Source organism: Pseudoalteromonas sp. bablab_jr010, from assembly GCF_016464105.1.
Taxonomy (GTDB): Bacteria; Pseudomonadota; Gammaproteobacteria; order Enterobacterales; family Alteromonadaceae; genus Pseudoalteromonas; species Pseudoalteromonas simplex.
In genome coordinates this window covers 55,597-79,362 of record NZ_JACDWV010000085.1, presented here as the reverse complement: position 1 = coordinate 79,362, position 23,766 = coordinate 55,597, and the positions used below count along the sequence as shown (strand labels likewise).

The following is a 23,766-nucleotide window of genomic DNA, read 5'->3' as shown; positions in this document are numbered from 1 at the left end:
TTTCAGGGAATCACGGTGCTAATTAAACCTGTTGTTCACTAATAAGCGGTAAGCAAATGAGGATCTTAACGCCACCTAACTCACTGTGCTCAGCCTTAATAGTACCTTTGTGCGTTTCTATTAGGCTTTTACAAATCGCCAGTCCTAGGCCTGAGCCACCCGTTTGGCGGCTACGTGATTTATCAACGCGGTATAAACGTTCGAATATTTCAACTAACTGATTGTCGGTCACACCGGGTGGGGTATCTTCAATACTAAAAGTAATACTCTGCGCTGAGGCTGTCGCTATAAATTTAATTTTGCCGGGTTTATCAGTATAAAAGGTACTGTTTGATAAAAGGTTAGCCAGTACTTGCTTAATTTTATCGATATCCCATGTCACCTTTAAATCAGCAGTAACATGAATGTCACTGGTAAATTCAAAGCCTTTGCTTTGTACAAAAGCAGTAAAGTCTTGCTGCCAAACGGATAATACATCAGCAAGTAAATAGGGTTTTAGGTTCAGGTATAGGCTATCTGAGTCTGCTTGTGCTAGTTGGTGGATATCACGGATCAGTACATTGATATCGGTTAGCTTTCGATTAATGGCATCGTAAGAGGCATCAACGTCTTTTGCGATATTGTATTGCAATGCTTCAACTTGCAATTGTAGCGCTGTGAGTGGTGTGCGAATTTCATGGGATACATCGGCTAGTAAGCGGTTCTTCTTATCAACGACTTCTTGTAATAGTTGTGCTCGCTCGCTGGCAAGTTTACGCGTTTTAAATGAGCGGTAACCAAAGCCTGATATCAATAAAATCACACAGCTTAGGCCGAGTAACCAGGCTTTAAATTGCCATTCACTTTCGCTTAGTTGTGCTGCTTGAATTTGTTTATCTGCACTTAATTGGTTTATTTCTTGCTGATTTCGCATAAAGGCGACTTGGCTTTGCATCGCGGCCACAGTTAAGTCGTGCTGATTTTTACCGGTTTTATTTTCAAGGGTTTGATAGCGGCTTTGCGATTCAAATGCCTGTTTATAAAGTTGTAATGCAAGGTAAGAGTCAGTGAGTAATTTATTTAAGCTAATTTGATCTTCGACATCTTGTAACTCATTAGCCTGGTTTAAGGCCTGTTCTGCGGTTTTAATTGCTTTTGCATGGTCATTAAGAGCTTGATAGATACGTGTTTGGGTGATCGCTAAAGACACTAAATGGGAGCGGAAATTAAAGTCAGTGGCGATTGCCATGGCGCGATCAATATAGGCTTGCGCTTCACTAATGTTATTTTGTTTTAGAGCAATTAACGCCATTAAATTATATGAACGGCACAATCCTGTGTTTGAAGATGAGGGTAGATAATAGCTAATCGACTTTTCTGCATAGTCTGTGGCTGTTGTAAGCTCACCTTGTTTTAGCGCTGCATAGCCGACCTTCATGGCACTATTACCGATATCGACTTTAGAGCCAATTTCTAAATCCAGAACGTGCGACATTTTAAAGTGCTTTAACGATTGGGCACTGTCACCCATACGTCGATAAACTTCGCCAATTTCATAAAGTGCATCAGCAATGCCTTTTTTATCGTCAAGTTTTTGATGTAAAGAAAACGACAAAGTAAGATTGGCTAGTGCGTCGTGGTGGTCACCAATAATTGCTTCAATAATACCTAAGTTCTGCAATGCAGAGGCATAAGATTTATCGTCATCAAACTCTTGTAAAATATTGACTGCTTTTTGTGCTTCATTGAGGGCAGCTATGTACTTATCTTGCCAGCGTAAAATGGCTGCTAATCGCTCATAGGACTGGGCAATCAGCACTGAGTTATTTATCTGTTTGGCAATGGATAATGCATCGCGATAGTGTTGCTCTGCCTTAAGAAAGTTACTTTTTCTGCCTTGTGCGTAACCTTGAATAAGCATTGCTCGTACTGTTACTGACTGGTTATTGTGCTTTTCCCCGTAATTAAGCAGCTGCTCTGCATAGCTAAGAGCTTGGTCATAATCGCCACTGCCCATATTCATAAATGCCAGCGATTCGAATGCCTCTTGTATAATGTTAGGTTCATTGGAAAGGGTTGAGTCGTTAGTTAATTGCTCAAATATTTTAGTGGCTTGGTTTGGATTACTGTTACGTAACAATTGTGCTTCGTTAAGCTTTTCTAAAGCTTGTTCAGGGGTAATAGCAAGGGTATTTAGCGATAAGCAGCTAAGCAAAATAGCTAAAGCTAAGCCTTTGTAAGGTGATTGCGTGTTTTTCATTATAATCTAGGTAAAGGCAGATGCCATTTTTGTAAAATTGCTTGGTATTGACCGTTTTGTTTCAATGCTTTTATGGCATCACTCAATTGCATAGCAAGTTGTTTGTCCAATTTTAGATTCGCGGCTAAATAAAGGCCTGATGGGTAGTCGTCTAAGTGGAGGCTCTTATTAATGTCACTAGGGAGAACTCCTGATAACGCGAGTTCGTTTTGTAAGGTAAGCGTGTTGGTTAGTACAAAATCAATTCGTCCTTTCTCTAGCATTTGCCAAAGTTGATGGTAATGACTGACCAGCACCAAATTTTTATTTTCATTAAAGCCGGCTTGTTTCAAATAATGTTCACTTGAGTAGCCACGAATTGTTGCCACACGGTATTTCTTTGCTTGTTTTAAGCTTTTTATATCGTGGTTTTGTTTGGCAAGCCCAACTAAATAAGCATCGGCAAAATAGGTTTGTGCTAGCCATTGGAATTTATATTCGCGAGACTCATTTTTTAGCAATGAAATCATCAATATGCTTGGGTTATTTTGAAACTCATGAAAAGCTCGGGCCATTGGCATAATTGCGAATTCGCCAGCAATGTTTGTTTTCGCTAGGGCAGACTTTATCACTTCAACAAGCGCACCATCGGCTTTACCTTGCTGATTTTTAAAATGGTATGGGGGTAAATCTTCGGCAATAAAGGTCAGTGTTTTCGCCGTCGTAGCACTACTGATAAAGCAGAAGATAATAACAATCAGCAATGAACGAAGAAGCATAAAGAACCTACACCTTTAAACATATTGTTAACATAGTAATGAATATTAATAAAAAGGTATAGGTTTTTAATCGGTGAATCGGAATTAGTTGTTCTTTTTGCTTCGTGGCGCACCGAGTAAAATACCGATGTGGCAAACACAGACAGATAAAAACGCACTCAACCCTAATGCACCGCCGTAGCCATGTAAGCGCGGCACGAGGTACTCAAACAATAAAGCAAATAGTAATGACGCAATGGCTAATGTAAAAATGCCAAAGCGTTTTGGTGCGCTCATACCGATGAAAGTACCACCGAAAAATGCCACGCTGTATAGCTCAACATCAACGGGGAATAGGCTCAAAATCGCAAATGCAATAATGCTGGTGGCTGCTGATGCGCGAATGCCGTCGAAGCGATTATGATGTGCTAAAAAGTAGGTTGAGTAAGCACCAAATAACGCTGTTATCGCAATAAATATATTCATCAAAAAATCCCTTTTGCAAGCATATAAAGCGCCACACTGGCAAAAGCCACACTACCAAGTCGGCCGCCAAAACCTGCAAATAGATTCATAGTCAAAATATAAAGGCTGGCACCGATCAATGAAATAAGACTTAGCTCCCAATAACTGTTTATTAAACTTGAAGAGCACATGCCAGCAAAGCTACCAGCGTAAATGGCCGCATAAGGGTGTGATTTTAACGTTCTTGAAAAAGGTAAAAACGTACCGATTAAGCCTGTCGCAGCAGCGGCTACAACAATAGGAACACGAAAAAAATCGTGTAAGACGAAACAGATAAAGCAACCAAAAAAGAAACAAATATACTTTATTAAAAAAAACCGAAAGTGCTCAAAGCTACTCATGTTTTTAAGCTTTGCTGTGTAATTTAAGATAAAAAGCTTAAGTGATTTCATACTCACTTATAGGTAGTTAGAAAGATAGTGATTTTCACATTATCTAACCACAAAGTACAATTATAAAAGGCATCTGACTTTGCAAGATGCCTTCAAAAATTATGATTGCTGGTGTCGTGGTGACCTAATGCTGTGGTGCCCATAAAGAGATACGATAAGAAAACATCCAAGTGGTACAACAAACGAAACCGCAGTGTTAAAAGCATCTATGGTTGCGGCTTGGATCAGAGGTAAAAATGCGCCCCCTAAAATTGCCATGACTAAACCAGCCGCACCAACTTTTGCATCTTCGCCAAGGCCTTCAAGTGCTGTGCCGTAGATGGTTGGAAACATCAAAGATAGACAGCTTGAAATAGCTACAAGTGCGACTACGCCCACTAAATTCACTTGTGTGGTAACAATAAAACACAGCACGGCTGCAATTAAAGCCATAAAACGCAGTAATTTAGCGCCGCTAATAAAGCGCATTAGCCATGTCATAATGAAACGAGATACTAAAAACACCAACATCGAATATTGTAAGACTTGGCCGCCGGTAACTTCTGTAGTGTTAAGTGCTTCCATGGTGTAGCCAATGGTGTAGGTCCATACACAGGTTTGCGCGCCAACATTAAAAAATTGTGCCAGCACACCAAATCGATAATGCTTGTTTTGATACAAATGTTGAAAGGTCTTTTTAAGTTTACGCGGCTGCGCTGTTACTTTTGTTTCTGTTGCAGGAGAGCGGCTAAAGAAGATACATAGCCATAGTAAGATTAAGCAACAGGCCATACCCACATACGGCACCATCACAGCATCGAGCTCTGCACTCACAACGGTTTTTAATTGCGCTTCACTCATCAGGGCACGGCTTGCGCTATCAGCTTGATTTAAGTTCGGTAAGATTAACGTCGCCGCTAAAAACACACCAATATTAGTACCAACAGGGTTAAAAGCTTGCGCGAGGTTAAGTCTGCGGGTGGCTGTTTCCTCGCATCCTAACTGCATGACGTAGGGATTGGCAGAGGTTTCTAAAATAGACAAACCACCAGCAAGAATAAACAAGGCCAATAAAAAGTGGCTATAGAGCATGGTTTGACTAGCAGGGTAAAACAATAAGGCACCACAAGCGGCCATGGCTAAACCCACTAACAGCCCTGTTTTATAATTAAACCGTCTATTGATCATAGCCGCCGGTAAAGCTAAGCAAAAATACGCGCCGTAATAACTAAACTGCACCAGTGCTGATTGCAACGCACTCATAGAAAATGTTTTGCTAAAAACTTTCACTAATGGGTCTGTCATATTGGCCGCAGTACCCCAAGCAGCAAAGCAAATCGTAAGCAGAATAAAAGGCCAAAGCATTTGGCGCGATACAATAGCGGACTGTGTTTGCATAGTTCACCAGGTTAATGTGTTCATATTGTTGTGGCCGACAGTATTCACGACTACAAATAATAAATCAACCTAGTTGATTTATTATTTTGACTGGTAGATAGTACTGCAAACAGGTCTAATAGGCCGCTTATCAAGCTTGTATCAAGAAGGATGTTATGAAGAGCAGTTTATCGCGAGCACCAAGAAGCAAGAACGAGCGCGCAATCTTAAGTTTAATTAGGCAACAGCAAAGCATGCCTAAAGCACAAATAGCAAAAGCGTTAGCCTTGTCTGCTCAGGCGGCAACAGTGAATATCAATAAGCTTGAAGAAGATAAGCTGTTGCTTCGTGATGCACCTGTTAAAGGCCGAGTAGGGCAGCCAAGTGTGCCGTTTAGGCTCAACCCAGATGGTGCATTTAGTTTTGGTTTGAAAATCGGGCGGCGACGCTTTGACCTGATACTCGTTGACTTACAAAGCACGCAAAGGGCGTCTGTATCTGTTGAGGTGCATGAAGCATCGGTTGAAGAACTTAAATCATTTTTAGAAACACATATCCCAAAGCTAATCAGTCAATTAGAGCCTGAACTGCGCTCACATGTGTGTGGGCTTGGGGTCGCTATGCCGTTTGATATTTGGCAATGGCAAGCCGCTTCAGGCTCAGCAACCAGTACACTTAGTCAGTGGCAAAACTTTGACTTAAAAGGTTACTTAGAAAGCCAGTTCCAGCTCCCTGTTTATATTAGTAACGACAATAACGCTGCCTGTTGTGCAGAGCTAAGCCTTGGTAACCCTAACAACTACTGCGATTTTTTATATGTTTATTTGGGGGCTTTTTTAGGTGGTGCAGTGGTGATTAACCATCAGCTTCTCGAAGGTAAAAGTGGTAATGCCGGTGCTATAGGCTCAATGCTAAACACTGATCGGGAACAGTTACTTAGCCAATGTTCATTACTTTCACTGCAAAGCGAGTTTGATAAGCTGCATTTGGGTATTTCAGTGTATGAGCTAACAGACAGTCAGTTTTCAGATCATAAACGACTTGTTCAGCCTTGGCTTGAAAAAGCCGCTGAGGCTATCAGTATTGCCATGCATAACAGTTTAAGTTTATTAGATATGCAAGCTGTGATTATTGATTCGCCGTTACCGAGTAAAGCACTTGAACAGCTCAAGCAGTTATCAATTGCCGCATTTGCACGTTTAGATAGTCGTGGACTACGTAGCTGTGAAGTGGGTTTAGGCGTGTGCGGGGAAAAAGCGCAGTCGATAGGTTCTGCTCAACTTGCGCTTAGTCATCATTATTTTTAAGAGGAGTGAGCATCTCACTCCTGCTTAATTCATTACTTCTGATATTGTTTGAACCACGCAAGCGTGTATTCAATTTTCGAAATCATACGTGATGGACGACCCGCAATACCATGGGGTGAGCCCGGTACACGAATAAGCACGGTATCTACCTTTTGCAGTTTTAATGCTTGATAGAATTGCTCTGATTCTGAAATTGGCGTACGGCGGTCTTCTTCACCTGTCATGATCAATGATGGCGTGGTGACGTTACCCACTAATGAAAGCGGCGAACGTTTCCAGTAGTGCTCAACATTATCCCAAGGCATGCCAGGGAACTGGTTACGAATTTGACCAATATAGCTGTCAGCTGAAAGCGTTTTACTTAACCAGTTGATCACAGGCTTGGTAATTGCCGCAGCGTTGAAGCGGTTTGTTAAACCAACCGCATAAGCCGTTGCAATACCACCTGCTGAACCACCCGCAATAAATAGGTTATCTTTGTCGATAAAGCCTTTAGCAATCATGGCATCAACTGCTGAGTTGTGGTCAGCAAAGTCTTCTTCTGAACTGTATTTACCATCTAGCAGTAGTGCAAAGTCTTTACCGTAACTTGTTGAACCACGGTAATTCACATACACAACCACATAACCTTCAGCGGCATAACGTTGTAATTCAGCAGTAAAGCTTGGGCCATAGGCTAGGTGTGGGCCACCGTGAATTTCAACCATTAATGGGTATTGTTTGTTTTCATCAAAATCAGGTGGCGTAATGTACCAACCTTGAATAGCTTGGCCATCGAACTGTGACTTAACATTTAGTTCGTGCACTTTACCAAGCTTTTTATGGCCTAACACATCTTCATTTAATGAAGTTAGCGTTTTACTTTTACCCTTGTATAGGTAGCCTAAATCAGCTGGACGGTACTCGCTGCCTGTGGTGTACGCAATAGCGCCATTATTGGCCATGCTGAAACTACCACTGATATACGGACGACCAATTGAAGTGCCCGATACCGTATCCGTTAAGTCAGTGACCTTACCGCGGCTGTTTACTTTAGCAAGCTTACGCTTGCCAAAATCATCGTACTGAATAACAAAGTCGCCGTCGCCTGACCACTTATAATCAGCCACTGAACGGTCTAATTTTTCAGTAATATGCTTGATTGATTTATCGTCTAAATCGAGCATAGATAGTGTTGAGTTAATGTAAGGCACAGGGGCGTTGTCACGCGCAACAAAGGCTAGTTCATCACCGTCTTCAGCGTAACGCGGGTTACTCTCACGGCCTGGTAAATCAGTTAGTTGCGTAAGCTCGCCTGATTTTACATTGATTTCATAGAGGTCTGACTCAGTTGTGCGATATTCCCACTCATCATTGCGATCAGCAGAAAAAGCTAGTTTTGTGTTACTTGGATCCCAAGCAAGTGGGCCATAGTGCTGATAATCACCCGATGTTAATTGGCGTGGTGTGCCACCCGAAACCGGAATAACAAAAACGTGACGATATGAAGGCTCTAAAAAGCCAGCGCCATCAGCTTGATAGCGTGCTTTTTCAAACACTCTCACTGGTTTTGACCACTCAGCGCCTTTTGGTTTTTTCGGCAGTTTTACCGATTTAGCGAACGCAGATTTACCTTCAGGAATGCTCATGGTGAAGGCAATTTGTGCAGAATCATTTGACCACGTTAAGTTACGTACTGATTTTGGTAGTTGCGTTAATAATGCTTGTTTATCTTGCGCTAACCAATAAACGTGAAGTTGATTCGAACCGCTTGAGTTGCTGGTAAAAGCAATTTTCTTGCTATCTGGAGACCAAGTGGGTTGGCTGTAGTTATGCTCATCAGAAAACAGCGGCGTGTGTTGACCTGACTTTATATCGTACAGCCAAAAGCTACGCTTGTTACCATCTTTCATGATGTCGTAGCCGCTGCGCACATAAACGATTTTTTTACCGTCAGGGCTTATTTGTGGGTCGCCTGCGTATTCAAGTTGAAAAATATCTTCAGAGACAAACTTGTCGTTAGCATATACTTGAGCCGTCGTTGCTGCGCACAGCAAACTTGCTCCAATAAGAATTGTTTTTTTTAATTGCATGGAATGGTCTTTTTTTAGCCGTAAAATTTTATCCTAAAAGCAGAGCATTCGCTGCGCAAGCACATTGAGATAAAGTTGCATTTACCCCAGTTGAATTGACTCGAAGTTAATGTGTACTTGCTAGTACCTGATTTTAAAGGCTTAGGCAAACTTAAAATAGTCATCCCAACGACTATCTAAGCGCTGTTTGGCCTTATCTAAATCAACGGCTGTATAAACGTTATTTTGTTGATGAACCAGCTCAAGCTTGACGAGTTTGTCTAAAGCATCATCAATTTCAAAGTCGAGCTGGCAATGATGCTGCGCGTTAAACCACTGTTCAATTTGACTATCTAATTGCTCTGCAGTCATCGCTGATTCGCTTTTTAGTAAAAAGGTGTAGGCAAGTAGCGCTTCTTTAACATCTTCTTCTTCAGCTGCATCGACTAGGGTATGAAAAACCCCGGCGTTGTTATCGAGGTTTTTAAAATACAAGTTGTCGGCTAATGCTTTCATAAAACGAATTTTACGGTTTTTAAACTTGCTCCATTCTTTAAAAATAAAGCTGCCAAATACCCCCATGCCGATTGCAAAGGTAATAAAGTGTTGCTGACTCATATGCACTTCTTCACTGCGCCAACCACCCCAAAAGGCAATCATAGCAATCAGGAGTAAAATTGACGCACCTAATTTTGTTACCAACACCACAGCTCCACCAATCAGTGCTGATGAACCAATAATCAGTTTATCTATTGGACGCATTTTTACTTCGCTATTCGGAAACAGCATTTCTAAATCGGCTTTTGGCACATTCTGGAATAATTTGACGATGGTTGAGTTTGGCTCAAAGCCTACCGGCATTTTGCCTTTTTCTAAAAAGTACTGCTCGTCTTTAAAGCGGATGAATATGGCAACGCGGTCATAGTTAGTAAACTGAATCTGCTTTTTCTTAAGCCCCCAAAAACTGCGTAGCGTCTCGGTTTTTTGCGATTCGCCGCGACGGTAAAAGACCACTTCTGCAAAGTCATCAAACTCAACGGCTAAACGTACTTTAAATAAAGACTCTTCATTCAGTGCATCTTGTAAGTCTTGATTGGTAATGGTTTCAAAATTGGCAGCATTGAGTACTTTGGCAAACTCTTTTGCAAAGGCAGATTGGTAGCTGGCACGTTGCTCGTTGGTAATCGGTGTTAGCGTGCGGGTGTCGCTATTTGGGTCAAATGGCGCATAGTTGTTTTTTAAAGACTCCAGCAGCTCGTGATATTGATAATGAGTCACGCTTTGCAAAAGAGTAGCAAACTCCATAAACGAAGCTGATTGCGACTCACCCAAGTAAGCTTGGCAAAGATTTATGATGTCGTGTTTTCGAAAAGGGATGAATCGCGCGTTGCTCATAGATTTGTGTAATGTCATTAAAACTGGCTGGGATAATAAAAAAATAACGACAAAATTGCGACCGTTAGTGGCAAATGGCATGAACTTAGACTTTTTTACTGACTAAAACGGCTTATGTTTAGAATATTTACTCCAGTAAAAACGCTGGTTTTTCCCCTTTATAGTGGCTTTATCATGCACTTTTAAATTTGCTTTGCTAATGTTTAATTCATTGCAGCAAGTTGTCGTGATTAATTATGAATAAGCAAGCACCCCCTCCAGAAGTAAAGGCTGAGTTAAATTCAGTACCTCTTGTAGTAAAGCAATTCTTTATTAGCTTTTTTGTTGTCGTTTTATTGATGATAGTCGTGACTTATTTGTATAACTTTAATCGGCTTGAAAGTGATGTTTACTTAAATGGTGTGCTCAGTGATGCTATTAATTTGCTCATTTTGATTTGTATTTTTGCGTTTGTGCAAACTTCGGTGGTTGCTAAGCGCAGTTACTTATTTTTAAGTGTGGGTATCTTCCTTTGGAGCGTCGGACTTACATTTGATTTTTTAGATGAGCTGGTGTTCCAACCAATCTGGGTCGGCATTTATATCGAAGATATTACCCGCACCTTAGGGATGCTTATCACTGGGTTTGGTCTTTATTTAGCGCTTACTGATTTAGCTAAAACCCGAGAGCAGCTCGAAGAAGAGCTAAAAACCGATGTATTAACAAAGGCGTACAATCGTCGTTATTTTTACCATTATGTGCAGCAAAACCAAAGTAAACCACATAGTTTAGTGATCGCCGATATTGATCATTTTAAGGCGATTAATGATGAATATGGCCATGATGTAGGCGATCAGGTATTGATAGACTTTGTTTATCAGTGTCACCAAGCATTAGGAGAAGACGTTCTATTTGCGCGAATTGGTGGTGAGGAGTTTGCAATGTATGTTGCCACAGATGATGCAGATGAATTACATGCTACCTGCGAGCAACTGCTGAGCCTTGCCAGTAATGTGATGGTGACACCGAGTAAAACGCTCAGCGTGAGTGTTGGTTCAGCGATCAAACGTGCTACTGAGACCTTTAGTAGTACCTTGAAACGTGCTGATCAAGCGCTTTATTTGGCTAAAAATCAGGGTCGTAGTCGCTATGTTCATAAACCGTAAGGGACGGTTAAGACTTTTTGTTGTAACCTAAAATGCAACAAAACGATTAAGGATGAATAATGGCGATTGCAAAAAAGCTTAAGCAAAAAACACGGCAGTTTATTGACTCAAAACATATGCTTAAATCGATTACGGTGGCATCATTTTTAGAGTCAACCATAGTGCCTATTCCTCTTGAAGCTGTGCTTATTCCGTTAATGCAAGCCCGCCGTGAAAAGCTTTGGTTAATTGCCTTAATGGCGACCATAGGTTGTATAATCGGTGCTATTTTTGGCTATGCCCTTGGCTATTATCTATTTGATGTAGTGGGGGACTGGGTGATTAATACCTTCTCAAACCCTGAGCAATTCGAGCAAGTTAAGCAAAAAATGCAGGCACAAGGCTTTTGGTTTGTATTGACGCTCGGTATTGTGCCCATCCCATTTCAAATTGCCATGCTTGCCGCTGGGGCTACTAAGTATTCGATTTTTCTATTTTTACTGGCAACGGTCATTGCGCGTTCAATTCGCTACTTTGCTCTTGCTGCCGTTGTTTATTACGCGGGTAATCAGGCTGAGCGAATTATTCAAAAGCACAAAACCAAAGCCTTAGTGGCTATTTCTGTGTTAGTACTGTTACTTTGGTGGCTAAGTACGCTCATTTAATACACTCATTTAACAAATAAAAAATACTGATTAGGGTTATCCTGTCTATACTTTTAATTAAGGAAAGCGCTTAATAAAAACAACAGGATGACCCATGAATACCCTAGTGGCTGCACTGCCTATTTTGGTGCTGATCTGGATGATGGTAAAACGCAGCCCCATCGCCTCTTATATTGCCTTACCCATAACAGCGCTACTCGCTGCTTTACTGCAACTGTTTTACTTTCAAGCTGATTTAAGGCTGTTGCTTGCTAATTCGTTTGCTGGTGTATTGTCTGTTATGACGCCTATTTCGATTATTGCTGGGGCTATTTTACTTAACCGCATGTTGGCAATATCAGGAGCCGAAATCACAATTAAACACTGGCTCGAATCTATTAGCAGTAATCAGGTTGCCCAGTTGATGATCATTGGTTGGGCATTTGCATTTATGCTCGAAGGTGCATCGGGATTTGGCACGCCTGCGGCCATCGCTGCGCCTATTTTGGTCGGGCTTGGTTTCTCGCCTTTTAAAGTGATTATTTTCACTCTTATTTTAAACTCGATCCCCGTATCTTTTGGTGCAGTTGGCACACCAACATGGTTTGGCTTTTCAGCGCTACAATTAGATGATGGGCAAGTGCTGGCTCTCTCAAGATGGACGGCGCTTTGTCATGTTGTTGCTGCTTTGGTTATTCCTATGATTGCGCTGTGTCTTGTTTTGCCATTAAAAAAGGTGCGTCAAAATAGCATATTCATTTATTTAAGTGTGTTTTCATGTGTCTTACCTTATTGGTTGTTTGCCCAGTGGAACTATGAGTTTCCATCACTGATTGGTGGTGCGGTGGGGCTATTAGTTACTATCTATTTAGCAAGTCGGGGAGTGGGGTTAGATAAGTCAGCTGTAAATGCACAAAGCACGAAAGGCAAAGCTGAGCTCACACCCAAAGCGCTATTTTTAGCATTATTCCCGTTATTACTTTTGATTGTTGTGCTGGTGATAACCCGTATTCATCAGTTGGGCATTAAAGCATTGCTTAACGACGAAACGCTCTGGCTGAGTATTCATTTGGGCTTTGCACAATTTGAATTAAGCAAAGCGCTGATCTTATCTTTACATGAGATATTTGGCACCTCAGTGGGGTGGTCGTATAAAACCTTGTTTGTACCAGCGTTGATCCCGTTTGTATTGGTGGTGCTGATCTGCGTGCCGTTACTTAAAATGAGCAAGCCACAAGTAAAGCAAATGTGCTCCGACACCTTAGGCCGTATAGCTATGCCATGTATTGCTTTGATCGGGGCGCTGGTGATGGTGAATGTTTTAATGCAAGGCGGCCATAATGCGCCCATATTTTATATGGCGAGCACCTTTGCAGATTTAAGCGGTGAGCACTGGGTGTTATTTGCCTCATACTTGGGGGCACTCGGCACTTTCTTTTCAGGCTCTGCAACCGTATCTAATCTTACCTTTGGCGGTATTCAATATGGTATTGCACAGCAAGTGGGCTTGTCAGAAACCTTAGTGCTTGCGTTGCAATCAACGGGGGCGGCGATGGGGAATATGATCTGCATTAGCAATATTATTGCTGTAGCCAGTATTGTTGGAGTGAATAATCAAGAAGGGCCCGTGCTTAAGAAAACCTTTTTGCCTATGCTAATTTACGGTGCAATAGTTGGGTGTTTTAGTTATCTATTTTACTGATTAAACATGTTCAGATAAAAAAGGTGCCCAGATAAACCGAACACCCTACAGAGTAACTTATTGAATAGCTTTTTTTACCTCGCGCCAGTCAATAATCTTAAAGTTTTGCGGTGCCTGTGGCATACGGTTGTAACCATCTTGCACAATTAGCACCCCTTCAGGGTAGCCCGGTAGTGCAGCCGGTGTGACCGTTAGGCCATCGGTTTCTGATACGCCATCTATTGCTAACTCTAGGTTATTACTGATTGCAAACTTACCCGCAAACTCAAGGCTTGGGGTATTGCCATCAATAATTTTATAAAGCACATAGCTGTAATCACCTTGGCTAGAAACCACTAAATATCGAGCATCTTTTGCGTGGTAGATTTCCATGCCTTCTACATCATCAACCAGCATATCGTTCACGGTTTGTAGCATTACAGGTTTATTTCCTGCTGTTGGCTCAGCGCCAATAAACCAAATACCTTCGTCTTCTTCACCTAAAAATAGCTGTGCGGTTTTATCATCAGCACTGCAACCTTCTGGTTGGCTTGGAACACTAAACTCGCGCACTAGTTGTGCTGATACGCTCTCATTATCACCTGTTAGTTTGTATTGCTGAAACAGGCCTGATTTGTCATTCATAAACACATAGTTGCCTGTGTTTGATGAGTACATACACATACCGTAAATTTCGTTTAGAGTCGTTGGCAGCTCAGCAAAATGTTGCACCTGATTGTGAGTATCGACGCTGTAAACACTGATGCTGTTATGAGTACGGTTACTACCTGCAATCCAGGTATTCGTTGCGTTGTTGATACTGGCATGTTGGCGCACATCAACATTATTTAAACGGCCTGTTTCTAGTGCTTGTAGCTCTTTGCCTGCAAGGTCATACACCATTAAGCCACGGCGTTTATCGGTACCTAAGATCAAGCTTTTAGCTGCATTATTAGGGTTTACCCAAATTGCAGGGTCATCGGCGGCATCACCAAAAGCACGTACTGCATCGGTTTGCGCTTGTGCATTGATGTAAGTAACAGCCGCTGTTTTAGCGCTAGTGTGTTGTTTAGCCTGCCCATTTATTTGACCTTTTACATAATGACCTGATTCATCATCGTATAACACGATGTCAGCTTGATTATTGTTAAAGCGCACTGCGGCAGACTCAATCGCCAGTTCACCAGCAAATTGCCAGCTGCTAAAACGCTTTGTGCTATTTTCGTAGCGATGTAATTGGTTATCTTCAGAAGTGGTGAACCATAAGCTGCCATCTTCTGTTGTGCTTAATCCGCCAACTTCAGGCGCTAAGCTGCCAAATGGCGACATCATAGCAAGGGGCTTTTTATCGGCGCGTGATTCAGCGTCGGCATTAATTTGCCAAATGCCTAGCTCGCCTTCACTTAAATAAAGAGTTTTACTGTTATCATCAACCGCACAGCCTGATGTTTCACTTACGCCAGCAAACTCACGTAATTCAAGGTTTAACGCGCTTTTGTTTGCCATATCAAACACCAGTGTTTCGCGGATAAGACCACGAGCGTCTGCCACAAATGCCGACACGGCTTGAGTGGTCGGGTTGGCAAATAAGCACACCGCCTCAGGTTTTGCTTTTGGTGGGCTGATACGGCTAATTTCAGTTAGCTGCCATTTAGCTGCTTTTTGTAAGCTAAAAATCACCGCTTGGTCGGCTTCGTTGTCGATGCTGGCAACAAGGTAACTGTTTTTGTCGATCGCCTTAACAGATAGCGCTTCGAAGTTACCTTTTTGTAATGCGTGCTGTTTACCAGTGACATCAATAAGTTGTAGGCCTTGGCTTTGTGAGCTTAATAGCCAAGCGTCATCAGCAAGGGCTGCTGCTTGTGAGCCTTGCATATTTTCAGTTGTGCCAAAGGCTGTTAATTGGTTTTTACTTGGTGCCTCGGTTGCCGTTGTTTGGCTACACGCTGCTAGGGTGCTTAGCATCACTGCACTGGCAACAAGATTAAGTGGTTTTTTAAAATTCATGGGATCCCCAAATATACAACAAGGCAGCAATGCGCTGCCTTAATAACTCTTATGTGTATTAAAACGCGTAGCGCAGCATTAACTGGATAACAGGGCCTGCTTCTTCAGACTCCAGTTCATACTCGTCAAAGTCGCGGTTGATTTGGTCATCAACCGTGTCGAACTTGTTGAAGGTTTCGTCTTTGCTTGCATCAAGTAGGTTTGAGCCCACTAAACGAAGCGTGACGTCTTGCCAGCGTTTTTCTACGAATACTTCTAGGTCTGCGCCGTAGTGTGTGGTTACTTCTTCACCCACGATACGACCATAAGCATCACCTTGTTTACGGTAAGTTGCACCGAACGAAGCGCCTAAATCAGGTAGGTCTTGAATAAAACCAACGTTAAACACGTAGTCAGATTGGTCGTTGAATTTACGGCTACCGAAAGTGTCATCTACTTCTGAATCAAGCCATGAGTAGTTAAAGAATACCCCTGTGTTTGGCATGCTAATAGCGCTTAGCGGCGTTGATAAATCAAGCTCGATACCTTTTACGTTGCCATCACCGGTGTTACGCGGTTGCAAAATGTAAGTACCATCACCTTCTGAGCCTTGTTGGCCTGTATTGGCTATTTCGATAAGGTCAGTGACATCGCGATAGAACACATTAATACCCACGACGCCGCTTTTACCTAAGCGATATTCATAGCCTAAGTCCATACCCCACGATGATTCTGGTTGTAGGTCTGGGTTACCTAAAAAGTCGTTATCGCCTAGCTCTTTTTCAAGTAGAGCAGGGGTGATGTAATCAAAGTCAGGACGACGTAAGCTACGTGCAACCGATGCACTAACACGGCCATTTTCAGAGACGTTGTAGCGTAAATGTGCCGATGGTAAGAAGAAGTCATAATCGTTTTTAGCGCTTACACCTTCTACTTTGTCAGTAATGGTTGAATCAGTTGTTTCGTAGCGCACACCTAACTCCCACGAGAAGTCTTGGTCTTCGTGCTTAACTAATGCAAATACATCTAGGCGGTCTTCTTCGAGTTTATTGACGCCACCAGCGGCTGCTTCAAACTCGTTATTAAAGCCTGCCAGTGACAGTGGTGTTTTGTTGAACTGATCCCAGCTAGTAAAGCTTTGCTCGCTTTCACCTTCGGCTTGATAAACCGCAGTATCGCGCTCTTTACCTTGTACAAAGGCACCGAATTGAATCGTTTTGCTCTCGCCTGCAAATAAGCTATGTTGCCATTGTAATGACCATTCTTTGTCATCCAGGTCTACAGTTTCTTCTTCTTCCTCAAACACCATAGGTAACTCAGAGGTATCGATTTCTACTTCTTGCTCGTAAACTGACTCTTCAAAGCTTGCAAAACCAAGCTTAAATTTACTGGTGCCACCAAAAAGGGGTAACTCATAACCCGAGTTGATGTTGTAGTTGGTTTGATCGATGAAAGATACATTGGCGTTGTCGGTCTCAAGGTTACCGCCTTCAACAATTGAATTATTGATTGCTGTTGGGTCGTCATATTCGAATGAACGCTCATCTTCAGTACGGTCGGTATCAACCCAAATCGCGCTGATATCAAACTTGCTGCCGTCATCAAAAGCTATTTCGTAGCTGGCGTTTAGCGAGGTGTCGTCACCGTCACGGGTGTCTGATTGATCTTCGCGGTTATCGAATTCTTCGGTTTTGTAATTGGCGTTATTCTCTGGGCTGTCGCCATAGCGTAGGCTTGATTTTTGTTTTGGGTTATAACGGCCTTGTACGTTCGCACCAAGTAGTAAACGGCCACCAGCAAACTCAGTGCCGTAAACACCTGCAAAGCTTTCTTTTAATTCGCCATCGTCATAACGTAGGCCACCTGCACGCAAGTAACCACCATCTAGGCTGTAACCGTCACGCAATACAATGTTTAGCGTACCGGCAATGGCATCGGCAGAGCGGTTTGCACTTGAAGCACGAATAATTTCTACACGCTCAATTAGCTCAGCAGGAATACGGTCAACAAAGAATGAGCGGTCAGCACCTGCACCAGGGACTTCTTCACCGTTAATAAGTACCTTTGTGTAAGCTGGGCTTAAGCCACGCATACGTGCGCCATCAGACTCTAAAACATCCGATAAAAACGTGACACTCGGTACACGTTTTAATGCATCACCGGCAGTCAGCGGTTCAAAACGTTGAAAGTATTCTTGTGAGTATTCAAGCGTCGGTGCCAGCTCTTGTGAGCGGTTGCGATAGCCGATTTCGCCATATACAACAAGCTCTTCAGAGACTTTTACTTTTTTCTCATCGCTGCTTTGTTCGTCTTGTGCGTAAGCGGCAAATTGGCATAAGGCGAGGGCGCTTACTAACGCCTTCGTTTTAAATTGTTTCATGGGGTTGCTCCTGGTTGTCCTTGGTTTGATGAGCAAAGTACGCAGCTTAAATGACGCAAATGTGACAGAAAATCGCTAACAACCAGTAAAAACAAGTGATTAGCGGGTTTTAAAAGTGCTTTTGAGCTGTAATAACCCCACCTTTTTAAGGTAAATACAGTGCTGAAGGGGTTTAACAAGGTATGACTGTCGTTTTGCTGTCACATCATTGAGCTAATATGACCCTGCTGCTTTAAGCGCTAACGAGTTAGCATGGCAGCGTGAATTATTGTTAGGTACTGAGAATGCGATATAACCCTTTTACTCATCATCGATTTTTAACCAATGCCGTTATTGCTTTGTTTGTGATTGCGTTTTTGCTAAGCGCACAAGCAGGAGAGTTAAAGCCTTTTGCCGATATTGCTTGGTTAGATATTTTAGGCGAGGGTGGCATTGTGCTAATGACCCTGACTTGGATAGCTGCGCTACTTATTTCGAGGCCGCCCGGCAAAGTCACCAGCTTTTTAGTGCTTGGGCTAGGGCTTTTTATGTTTTCAGCTTCCCTTGATTTATTTGATGAGTGGTTACATCAACCAACTAATACGTGGCTTACTTGGATTGAATCATTGCCTGCGCCGATAGGCATGATTTTCACAAGCCTTGGGCTGTATCAGTGGCACCAAGAGCAATACGTGCTTAACAGGCAACTAAAACGCCGTGAAGCTCAGCATCGTGAGCATGAATTAGTATGCTCAATAACAGGGCTGTATAAGGCTGATTACTTACAAGCTGTGTTAAAAGAGCAATTAAGTGAGCCACAGCCTCTGCAACTGGCCGCTATTGATATTCGTGGTTTTGCTGATTTTAACGCTGAATTTGGCTTTATCGAAGGCGACCGCTTACTAGGTGAAGTAAGCGAGCTTTTATTGATGAATTGTCGCCTTAGCGATGTGGTGTGCCGCTATGCAGGAGACTGCTTTATGGTGCTAATGCCAAACACCAGCGCAGTACAAGCGAAAGAGCTGGTGGCGCAAATTACCTCGGCGCTGAGCCATTGTGCATTTAAGGTCGAAGGCGAAAAACACGCTAAGTTTCAAGATGTAACAGCGGCCTTAGTGGGCAGTATGCATGGCGATACACCACAAAGTTTAAGCTCGCGTTTACACGCTAAGTTACAACAACAAAAACAACAAAGAGTCAGCCATTGTGAAGCCGTATCTTAATCAAGATGACAAATACCTCACCGCACAGGGACTGATCACCACGCTGGTGGAGCTGGCCTTAAGTCGCGGCATTGCACTGCATAAGTTACTCAGAGGCACAGGGGTGTTTGAGCAAGACTTAATGAGTGTGCAGCATCAGTTTAGTATTTCGCAGCAAGTACGCTTATTGACGCAGTTTAAGCAGTTGATGAAATCCGCCGACAGTGGCTTTTTACTAGGCAGTCAACTAGCAAACGATACCTCTGTTGCCGCCCAAGGCGTGTTACATGCAGCGCATATCGGCCAAGCTTTAAAGCAGTTACACAATTTACGCATGCAACTAGCCCCTTTGTTATTTAGTTACAGTTATGTACATAACGAGCAGTATTACATTGTGCTGCAAAATGCAGTGGGCTTGGATGATGAAATAAGCCAGTACGTTATGGAAATTTACAGCGCCGCGTTTTACCAAGTTCTTAAAAAAGTGGCGGGTGAGCGAGTCCCTTGTCAGTTTGAGTTTGCCTGTAAACGCGCCAGACATAGCCAAGAATACGAGCAGCATTTGGGCCTTAAAGTTGCTTTTGAAAAGCCTATAACCCGCTGGGTATTAAATAAACACGCGCTTAGGCTTACTAACCCCGCGTTTAGTAGTTTTCGGTTCTCACAAATTAACTCGCAGCTAGCGGCATTAGATTCAGCAAATAGCACTTTTGTGGAAGCCGTAAGCCGATTAATTTATCAAAATCCGGCGTTAAATTTAGACCAAGTCGCCAGCCAATTTGCTATGAGCCCTGCAACTTTCAAGCGCAAACTAAAAGCTCATGGCGTACGTTTTTCTACCTTGTATGATGAGCAAAGTAAGCGCAAAGCGATTTACCTACTTGCCATGCGCGAACAATGCAATGAGCAAGTCGCCATGCGCTTATCATTTTATGATATTGCTAATTTCAGACGAGCATTTAAACGCTGGACCGGGCTTACGCCAAGTCAATTAAAGGGGTAAGAAAGCCCGCTCTTATCGCTAAGAGCGAGCGTGCAGTTAAAGGGTTTCTAAAAATGCGATAAGCGCATTTTTTTCATCTTTACTAAGTGCTAACTTATGCAGTAACTCTGTTGTTTGTGGGTAGTTTGGATCATCTTTAAATTTTTTGCTCGGTTTTGGCCTTGCTCCACCTGCATTATAAAAGTTGACTATCCCCAGCAAACTTTGAAAGCCACCATGGTGCATCCAAGGTGTACTTTGTTGTAACGCTAAAAGAGAAGGGGTTCTAAACTTGCCTATATCAGCTGGGTCTTGGGTGGCATCAAAACGTCCTAAATCTTGAAGTTTTCGACCATAAAAATGCAGCCCCGTAATATGAAATTCATTGTCGCTGAGTAAAGCACCTTCATGGCAAGTCATACACCTTGCTTTGGTTCTAAAAAGATGCAAGCCTTCAAGTTGTTGATCGTTTAAAAGTGCAACCGCTTCACTAGGACTCGTTTGCGCTTTATCGATAAAGCGCGTGAATAATGATTCTGGAATATCAAAGGTACGTTCAAAGGCAACAAGCGCAAGAGCCAATAGTTCTTTGTTTAGTGCTTCTTTGCCAAAGGCATTGAATATTGGGCTTTTATAGTCCTCAGCACTGTTTACTTTGTTAAGCACAAGATCAACGGAAGTGCCCATTTCTATCGGGTTTTCAATCGGCATTAATGCCTGCTCTGTCGCAGTTTTAGCCCTGCCATCCCAAAAGAAACTTTGCCAATGGTCAACACCAATAATGGCTTGGGTATTTCGGGTGCCCACTTGGCCATCAATGCCGACAGCTAGTTTTCGCCTATCTGAGAATGCTAAACGAGACTCATGACAGCTTGCGCAGCTTACCGTGTTATCTCGTGACAAACGGGTATCGTTAAATAGCTTTTCGCCTAATGTGATGATCTCATCACTTTGATTAAACGGTTTAGCTTTTAAAGGTTTGAGCGGGGCAGCTGGCACATCTTTACTGCTAATAATCGCAGGCCACTCATGCTGTGGCTTTGCGTATAACTTGCGTAATGATTGCTCTTGTGTGAAGGCGCTCGTTGTAAAAATGCCGCAAGTTAAGAGAAATAACCATTTATTCATAGTTATAAGATACCCCTAACCAAAACATTCTACCTGGTTCAATACCTGAATTTCCTTCTGTAATAGCGTGACTTCTGGCATTAAATAAGTTGCTGATATCAAGGCGAACTTCAAGAGATTGAGATTGACTAACTTGATACTCCCAACGGCTACTTAAGGCAAATATAATACGAGCGTCAAAGGTATGAGCTTCATATTTGGATATATATATATCGGTCGAACCACACGTAGCACATTCACTTCCAATGCCTATTCTTTGATCGTTACTAGACTTAATAGCGGTTGTATAACTACCGCTGTAGGTTGCTGTTAGACCAGTTGAAAAAGTATCAGTCCAGTTGGCATTCCAACCAAAGTTAGCAGTTACAGGGCGACCAAAATTCGCTTTAAGGGTATCTAACTCAGATAAGCTCATCAGCTCACCCTCATAGTAAACCAGTGTTTCAACAGGCGTGTTATCGGGTGTTGCAGTGTAGTCGCTATTGCTTTCACTGTTTTGGCTATAAGATGCATTAGCCCATATTGAATGGTCGCCAAATTTGGCATCCCAAGATAGCGAGTAACGCTCGCTTTCACCTGTACCATTATTATAAATAGTAATATATTTAAAACCGTCATTTTTTAGGTTGGTTTCTTCGTTTCTCGCTAATTGTTCTTTTTTGTTACGGTGCACATATTTTAATGCAAAGTTACCGAAATCTTCTGTCGCGTGACGAAGACCTAAGGCAATTTCATCATCGTAAGGACTTTTTACGTCGTCATAGATATAGCGGAAGTTACCTGTGTAAGAAGAAGGAAGCCAAGCTTGTAAATAACCGTTTTGAATAGGGCGATACTCACGATAAGCAAACTTTTGTTGCTCTTTAATTTTATAACCGAGTAGGCCCGCATCGTAATAACGGTTTAAACCCGCGGTCAATAGTGTATTGCCATCGTTAAATACGTCATAACCCATTGATAAGCGTGGCGCGATATTGTGATTTTTGAAAAAATCATCGTAGTCGTATCTAACACCTAAATGAAAATCAAACTGTTTCCAGGTGATCACATCGGTGGCATATAGTGCCGCTTTATTTAAGCTTACGTCTATTTGTTCACTGGGTGTGACTAAACGTGAGTTAAAATACTGAGCTGTTGTCGCTACGTTATTCGAGTAGGCAAGTAAGTGCTCTGGATTATTAAAATCGATACTGCCACCTAATTGCTCGGCAAGGGTATCTAAATCAATATAAAAATTTTGCTCAACACAATCAAGGGTATAGCCACTACAGTTTAGTTGTGCGTTGGTTGATGAGTATTGAATTGGCGAGTCATACTTATAATAGTTTTGTTGGCGGGTACGCTCATAGTTTTGATGGTTGAGTTCAGCGCCCACGCGAATTGCGTGCTCAGTATTGCCCCAACTTTTACGCTCAAGTGTTAGGGAATTTCGCCAATTAAAGCTAGTTTGCGTGTTATCAAGATTGCCATAACCGCCGTATCTTGAAACAGGAGTTGAATCAGGGCTCTGATCGGCTAATTGACCCCACTCTTTGCCTTTTGCTTGAAGCCAAGTATAAAAATGCGCAGGCCCTGTGCGATTATTATCACTTTGGCTCATATTAAACTTACTGCTGAAGTGACCAAAGCGTGTTTCTTCACCTAAATTAGCCGTAAAACCAAAGCTTCCTCCTTCGACTTGGTAGTCACTATTAAGCACGTCTTTCAAGTATGAATCTGAAGTATAAGGGGCATACATAACGCTTAAATCGAGTGAATCAACCCAGCCATCGCGATAGCTGTATTTAAGTAATGCATTGATGTTTTCTCTACTTTCGACCTTTTGTGCTGAAAGCGAAACATCTGAGATATCACTTTTTAAATAGCTTACGCTTAGCAATAAGGCATGCTTGTCAGTCAACTCTTTTTGAATTGAAAAATCGATATTGGTTTTTTCATAGGTTGGTGGCTCAAGGGCGTCTTTGCCCTCAGCGGTGTCATCTGGCTCATCATTATCGATTATATGGTACTCCCCCCAATCACTGCGATTACCACGAATACCTAAGCTTACACGTGTTTCTCTAGAGAAAGCAGATATCGTTTCGGCATCAATTACGCCACCAGAAAAGTCGCCAAAGTCTGCTGGAATGTTGTGATCGTACACAGTAATTGACTCTACGATTTGACTGTTAATATTCATGCTTTGCACACCGCCTGACACCTCATTTTCAGAGGCGCCAATGCGGCTCGCACTGGCAGGATCAAGACGATTGTTATAGTTCATGCCATCAATCATAAAGCCTGTTTGCCAAGGCTTTGCACCCGAAATACTAATTTCAGGGGCACTAATTTCCGCCAGGTTATCAATCGAGTAGTAGTCTTCACTTAATTGCACGCCCGGCAGTAAGGCAATCAATTCGTTGATATCACCATTACCTTTTGGAGTTGCTTCAATAAAGTTTCTATCTAAATAGGCGCGACCAATTACTTCAGGTACTTCAATCCCTATGTATTGCCCTTTAATGGTAATGCGCTCTACCTCTTGATCTGAGCATTGCTTATTGTTCTTATCATTACATTGAGGATTTGTTGCTTGTTGCTTTACTTCATTAGCGTGTATAGGGGCATTAAGTAAAAGCATCAAACACGCTGATAAGTAGCGCATTTGCATGGTAAAAC

At 42.4% G+C, this 23,766-nt stretch carries 17 protein-coding genes; 6 read left to right on the top strand and 11 right to left on the bottom strand.

The annotated features are described in order from the left end of the window. Positions 1-22: 22 nt before the first annotated feature. From JIG37_RS08075 to fucP, 5 genes are all read right to left on the bottom strand, one after another. Positions 23-2,239: a tetratricopeptide repeat protein gene (locus tag JIG37_RS08075; RefSeq protein ID WP_199529138.1), complete on the bottom strand. Its 2,217-nt coding sequence runs from the start codon at positions 2,237-2,239 to the stop codon at positions 23-25. Then, positions 2,239-2,997, bottom strand: a complete 759-nt coding sequence (locus JIG37_RS08070; protein ID WP_199529137.1) for a transporter substrate-binding domain-containing protein — start codon at positions 2,995-2,997, stop codon at positions 2,239-2,241. The genes JIG37_RS08075 and JIG37_RS08070 overlap by 1 nt, the downstream gene beginning before the upstream one ends. Positions 2,998-3,081: 84 nt before the next feature. Beyond that, the gene (locus JIG37_RS08065) at positions 3,082-3,462 is read right to left on the bottom strand and encodes a hypothetical protein (protein ID WP_138599920.1); all 381 of its coding nucleotides are present in this window, start codon (positions 3,460-3,462) and stop codon (positions 3,082-3,084) included. Further along, entirely contained in the window at positions 3,462-3,842 is a 381-nt protein-coding gene (locus tag JIG37_RS08060; protein WP_199529171.1) for a hypothetical protein, read from the bottom strand. Before JIG37_RS08060 ends, JIG37_RS08065 begins: the two co-directional genes overlap by 1 nt. 150 nt (positions 3,843-3,992) lie before the next feature. Then, the gene (gene fucP, locus JIG37_RS08055) at positions 3,993-5,270 is read right to left on the bottom strand and encodes an L-fucose:H+ symporter permease (protein ID WP_199529136.1); all 1,278 of its coding nucleotides are present in this window, start codon (positions 5,268-5,270) and stop codon (positions 3,993-3,995) included. A 155-nt stretch (positions 5,271-5,425) separates the two neighbouring features. Here fucP and JIG37_RS08050 point away from each other — a divergent pair, with 155 nt between their 5' ends. Next, on the top strand, positions 5,426-6,556 hold the full coding sequence (locus tag JIG37_RS08050; RefSeq protein WP_199529135.1) for an ROK family transcriptional regulator: 1,131 nt from the start codon (positions 5,426-5,428) through the stop codon (positions 6,554-6,556). Between the two features lie 32 nt (positions 6,557-6,588). Here the strand turns inward: JIG37_RS08050 and JIG37_RS08045 are convergent, their stop codons facing one another. Then, positions 6,589-8,628 carry a S9 family peptidase gene (locus JIG37_RS08045; RefSeq protein WP_138599923.1) on the bottom strand — a complete coding sequence of 680 codons (2,040 nt, stop codon included), beginning with the start codon at positions 8,626-8,628 and terminating at the stop codon, positions 6,589-6,591. A gap of 141 nt (positions 8,629-8,769) precedes the next feature. Further along, positions 8,770-10,002 carry a TMEM143 family protein gene (locus JIG37_RS08040; protein ID WP_199529170.1) on the bottom strand — a complete coding sequence of 411 codons (1,233 nt, stop codon included), beginning with the start codon at positions 10,000-10,002 and terminating at the stop codon, positions 8,770-8,772. A gap of 236 nt (positions 10,003-10,238) precedes the next feature. Between JIG37_RS08040 and JIG37_RS08035 the strand changes: the two genes are divergently transcribed. The 3 genes from JIG37_RS08035 to JIG37_RS08025 all read left to right on the top strand — a co-directional run bounded on the left by JIG37_RS08035 (position 10,239) and on the right by JIG37_RS08025 (position 13,472). Continuing rightward, positions 10,239-11,147, top strand: coding sequence for a GGDEF domain-containing protein (locus JIG37_RS08035; protein ID WP_054551839.1), 909 nt, complete (start codon positions 10,239-10,241; stop codon positions 11,145-11,147). 59 nt (positions 11,148-11,206) lie between these two features. Then, positions 11,207-11,791 carry a VTT domain-containing protein gene (locus JIG37_RS08030; protein ID WP_054551838.1) on the top strand — a complete coding sequence of 195 codons (585 nt, stop codon included), beginning with the start codon at positions 11,207-11,209 and terminating at the stop codon, positions 11,789-11,791. A 94-nt stretch (positions 11,792-11,885) separates the two neighbouring features. Further along, positions 11,886-13,472, top strand: coding sequence for an L-lactate permease (locus tag JIG37_RS08025; protein WP_199529134.1), 1,587 nt, complete (start codon positions 11,886-11,888; stop codon positions 13,470-13,472). A 57-nt stretch (positions 13,473-13,529) separates the two neighbouring features. Here the strand turns inward: JIG37_RS08025 and JIG37_RS08020 are convergent, their stop codons facing one another. Beyond that, positions 13,530-15,458 carry a phytase gene (locus JIG37_RS08020; RefSeq protein WP_199529133.1) on the bottom strand — a complete coding sequence of 643 codons (1,929 nt, stop codon included), beginning with the start codon at positions 15,456-15,458 and terminating at the stop codon, positions 13,530-13,532. Positions 15,459-15,516: 58 nt separating this feature from the next. Continuing rightward, entirely contained in the window at positions 15,517-17,817 is a 2,301-nt protein-coding gene (locus JIG37_RS08015) for a TonB-dependent receptor (RefSeq protein WP_199529132.1), read from the bottom strand. 284 nt (positions 17,818-18,101) lie between these two features. Here JIG37_RS08015 and JIG37_RS08010 point away from each other — a divergent pair, with 284 nt between their 5' ends. Together JIG37_RS08010 and JIG37_RS08005 are read left to right on the top strand one after the other, a co-directional pair. Next, a complete protein-coding gene (locus JIG37_RS08010) occupies positions 18,102-19,019 on the top strand; it encodes a sensor domain-containing diguanylate cyclase (protein ID WP_138599929.1) in 918 nt (305 codons plus the stop codon). Next, entirely contained in the window at positions 19,003-20,001 is a 999-nt protein-coding gene (locus JIG37_RS08005; RefSeq protein WP_166339122.1) for an AraC family transcriptional regulator, read from the top strand. Before JIG37_RS08010 ends, JIG37_RS08005 begins: the two co-directional genes overlap by 17 nt. 36 nt (positions 20,002-20,037) lie before the next feature. Here JIG37_RS08005 and JIG37_RS08000 read toward each other — a convergent pair whose 3' ends face one another. Together JIG37_RS08000 and JIG37_RS07995 are read right to left on the bottom strand one after the other, a co-directional pair. Beyond that, on the bottom strand, positions 20,038-21,108 hold the full coding sequence (locus JIG37_RS08000; RefSeq protein ID WP_054551832.1) for a cytochrome c peroxidase: 1,071 nt from the start codon (positions 21,106-21,108) through the stop codon (positions 20,038-20,040). Beyond that, on the bottom strand, positions 21,101-23,758 hold the full coding sequence (locus tag JIG37_RS07995) for a TonB-dependent receptor plug domain-containing protein (protein WP_199529131.1): 2,658 nt from the start codon (positions 23,756-23,758) through the stop codon (positions 21,101-21,103). The genes JIG37_RS08000 and JIG37_RS07995 overlap by 8 nt, the downstream gene beginning before the upstream one ends. Positions 23,759-23,766: the final 8 nt, after the last annotated feature.

Bases quoted from the DNA above. Each gene is read 5' to 3' on its own strand.
- JIG37_RS08030 (WP_054551838.1), top strand. From the start codon at position 11,207: ATGGCGATTGCAAAAAAGCTTAAGCAAAAAACACGGCAGTTTATTGAC.
- JIG37_RS08045 (WP_138599923.1), bottom strand. From the start codon at position 8,628: ATGCAATTAAAAAAAACAATTCTTATTGGAGCAAGTTTGCTGTGCGCA.
- JIG37_RS08065 (WP_138599920.1), bottom strand. From the start codon at position 3,462: ATGAATATATTTATTGCGATAACAGCGTTATTTGGTGCTTACTCAACC.
- JIG37_RS08000 (WP_054551832.1), bottom strand. From the start codon at position 21,108: ATGAATAAATGGTTATTTCTCTTAACTTGCGGCATTTTTACAACGAGC.
- JIG37_RS08070 (WP_199529137.1), bottom strand. From the start codon at position 2,997: ATGCTTCTTCGTTCATTGCTGATTGTTATTATCTTCTGCTTTATCAGT.
- JIG37_RS08040 (WP_199529170.1), bottom strand. From the start codon at position 10,002: ATGAGCAACGCGCGATTCATCCCTTTTCGAAAACACGACATCATAAAT.
- JIG37_RS08035 (WP_054551839.1), top strand. From the start codon at position 10,239: ATGAATAAGCAAGCACCCCCTCCAGAAGTAAAGGCTGAGTTAAATTCA.
- JIG37_RS08010 (WP_138599929.1), top strand. From the start codon at position 18,102: ATGCGATATAACCCTTTTACTCATCATCGATTTTTAACCAATGCCGTT.
- JIG37_RS08060 (WP_199529171.1), bottom strand. From the start codon at position 3,842: ATGAGTAGCTTTGAGCACTTTCGGTTTTTTTTAATAAAGTATATTTGT.
- JIG37_RS08075 (WP_199529138.1), bottom strand. From the start codon at position 2,239: ATGAAAAACACGCAATCACCTTACAAAGGCTTAGCTTTAGCTATTTTG.
- JIG37_RS08020 (WP_199529133.1), bottom strand. From the start codon at position 15,458: ATGAATTTTAAAAAACCACTTAATCTTGTTGCCAGTGCAGTGATGCTA.
- JIG37_RS08015 (WP_199529132.1), bottom strand. From the start codon at position 17,817: ATGAAACAATTTAAAACGAAGGCGTTAGTAAGCGCCCTCGCCTTATGC.
- JIG37_RS08025 (WP_199529134.1), top strand. From the start codon at position 11,886: ATGAATACCCTAGTGGCTGCACTGCCTATTTTGGTGCTGATCTGGATG.
- JIG37_RS08050 (WP_199529135.1), top strand. From the start codon at position 5,426: ATGAAGAGCAGTTTATCGCGAGCACCAAGAAGCAAGAACGAGCGCGCA.
- JIG37_RS07995 (WP_199529131.1), bottom strand. From the start codon at position 23,758: ATGCAAATGCGCTACTTATCAGCGTGTTTGATGCTTTTACTTAATGCC.
- fucP (WP_199529136.1), bottom strand. From the start codon at position 5,270: ATGCAAACACAGTCCGCTATTGTATCGCGCCAAATGCTTTGGCCTTTT.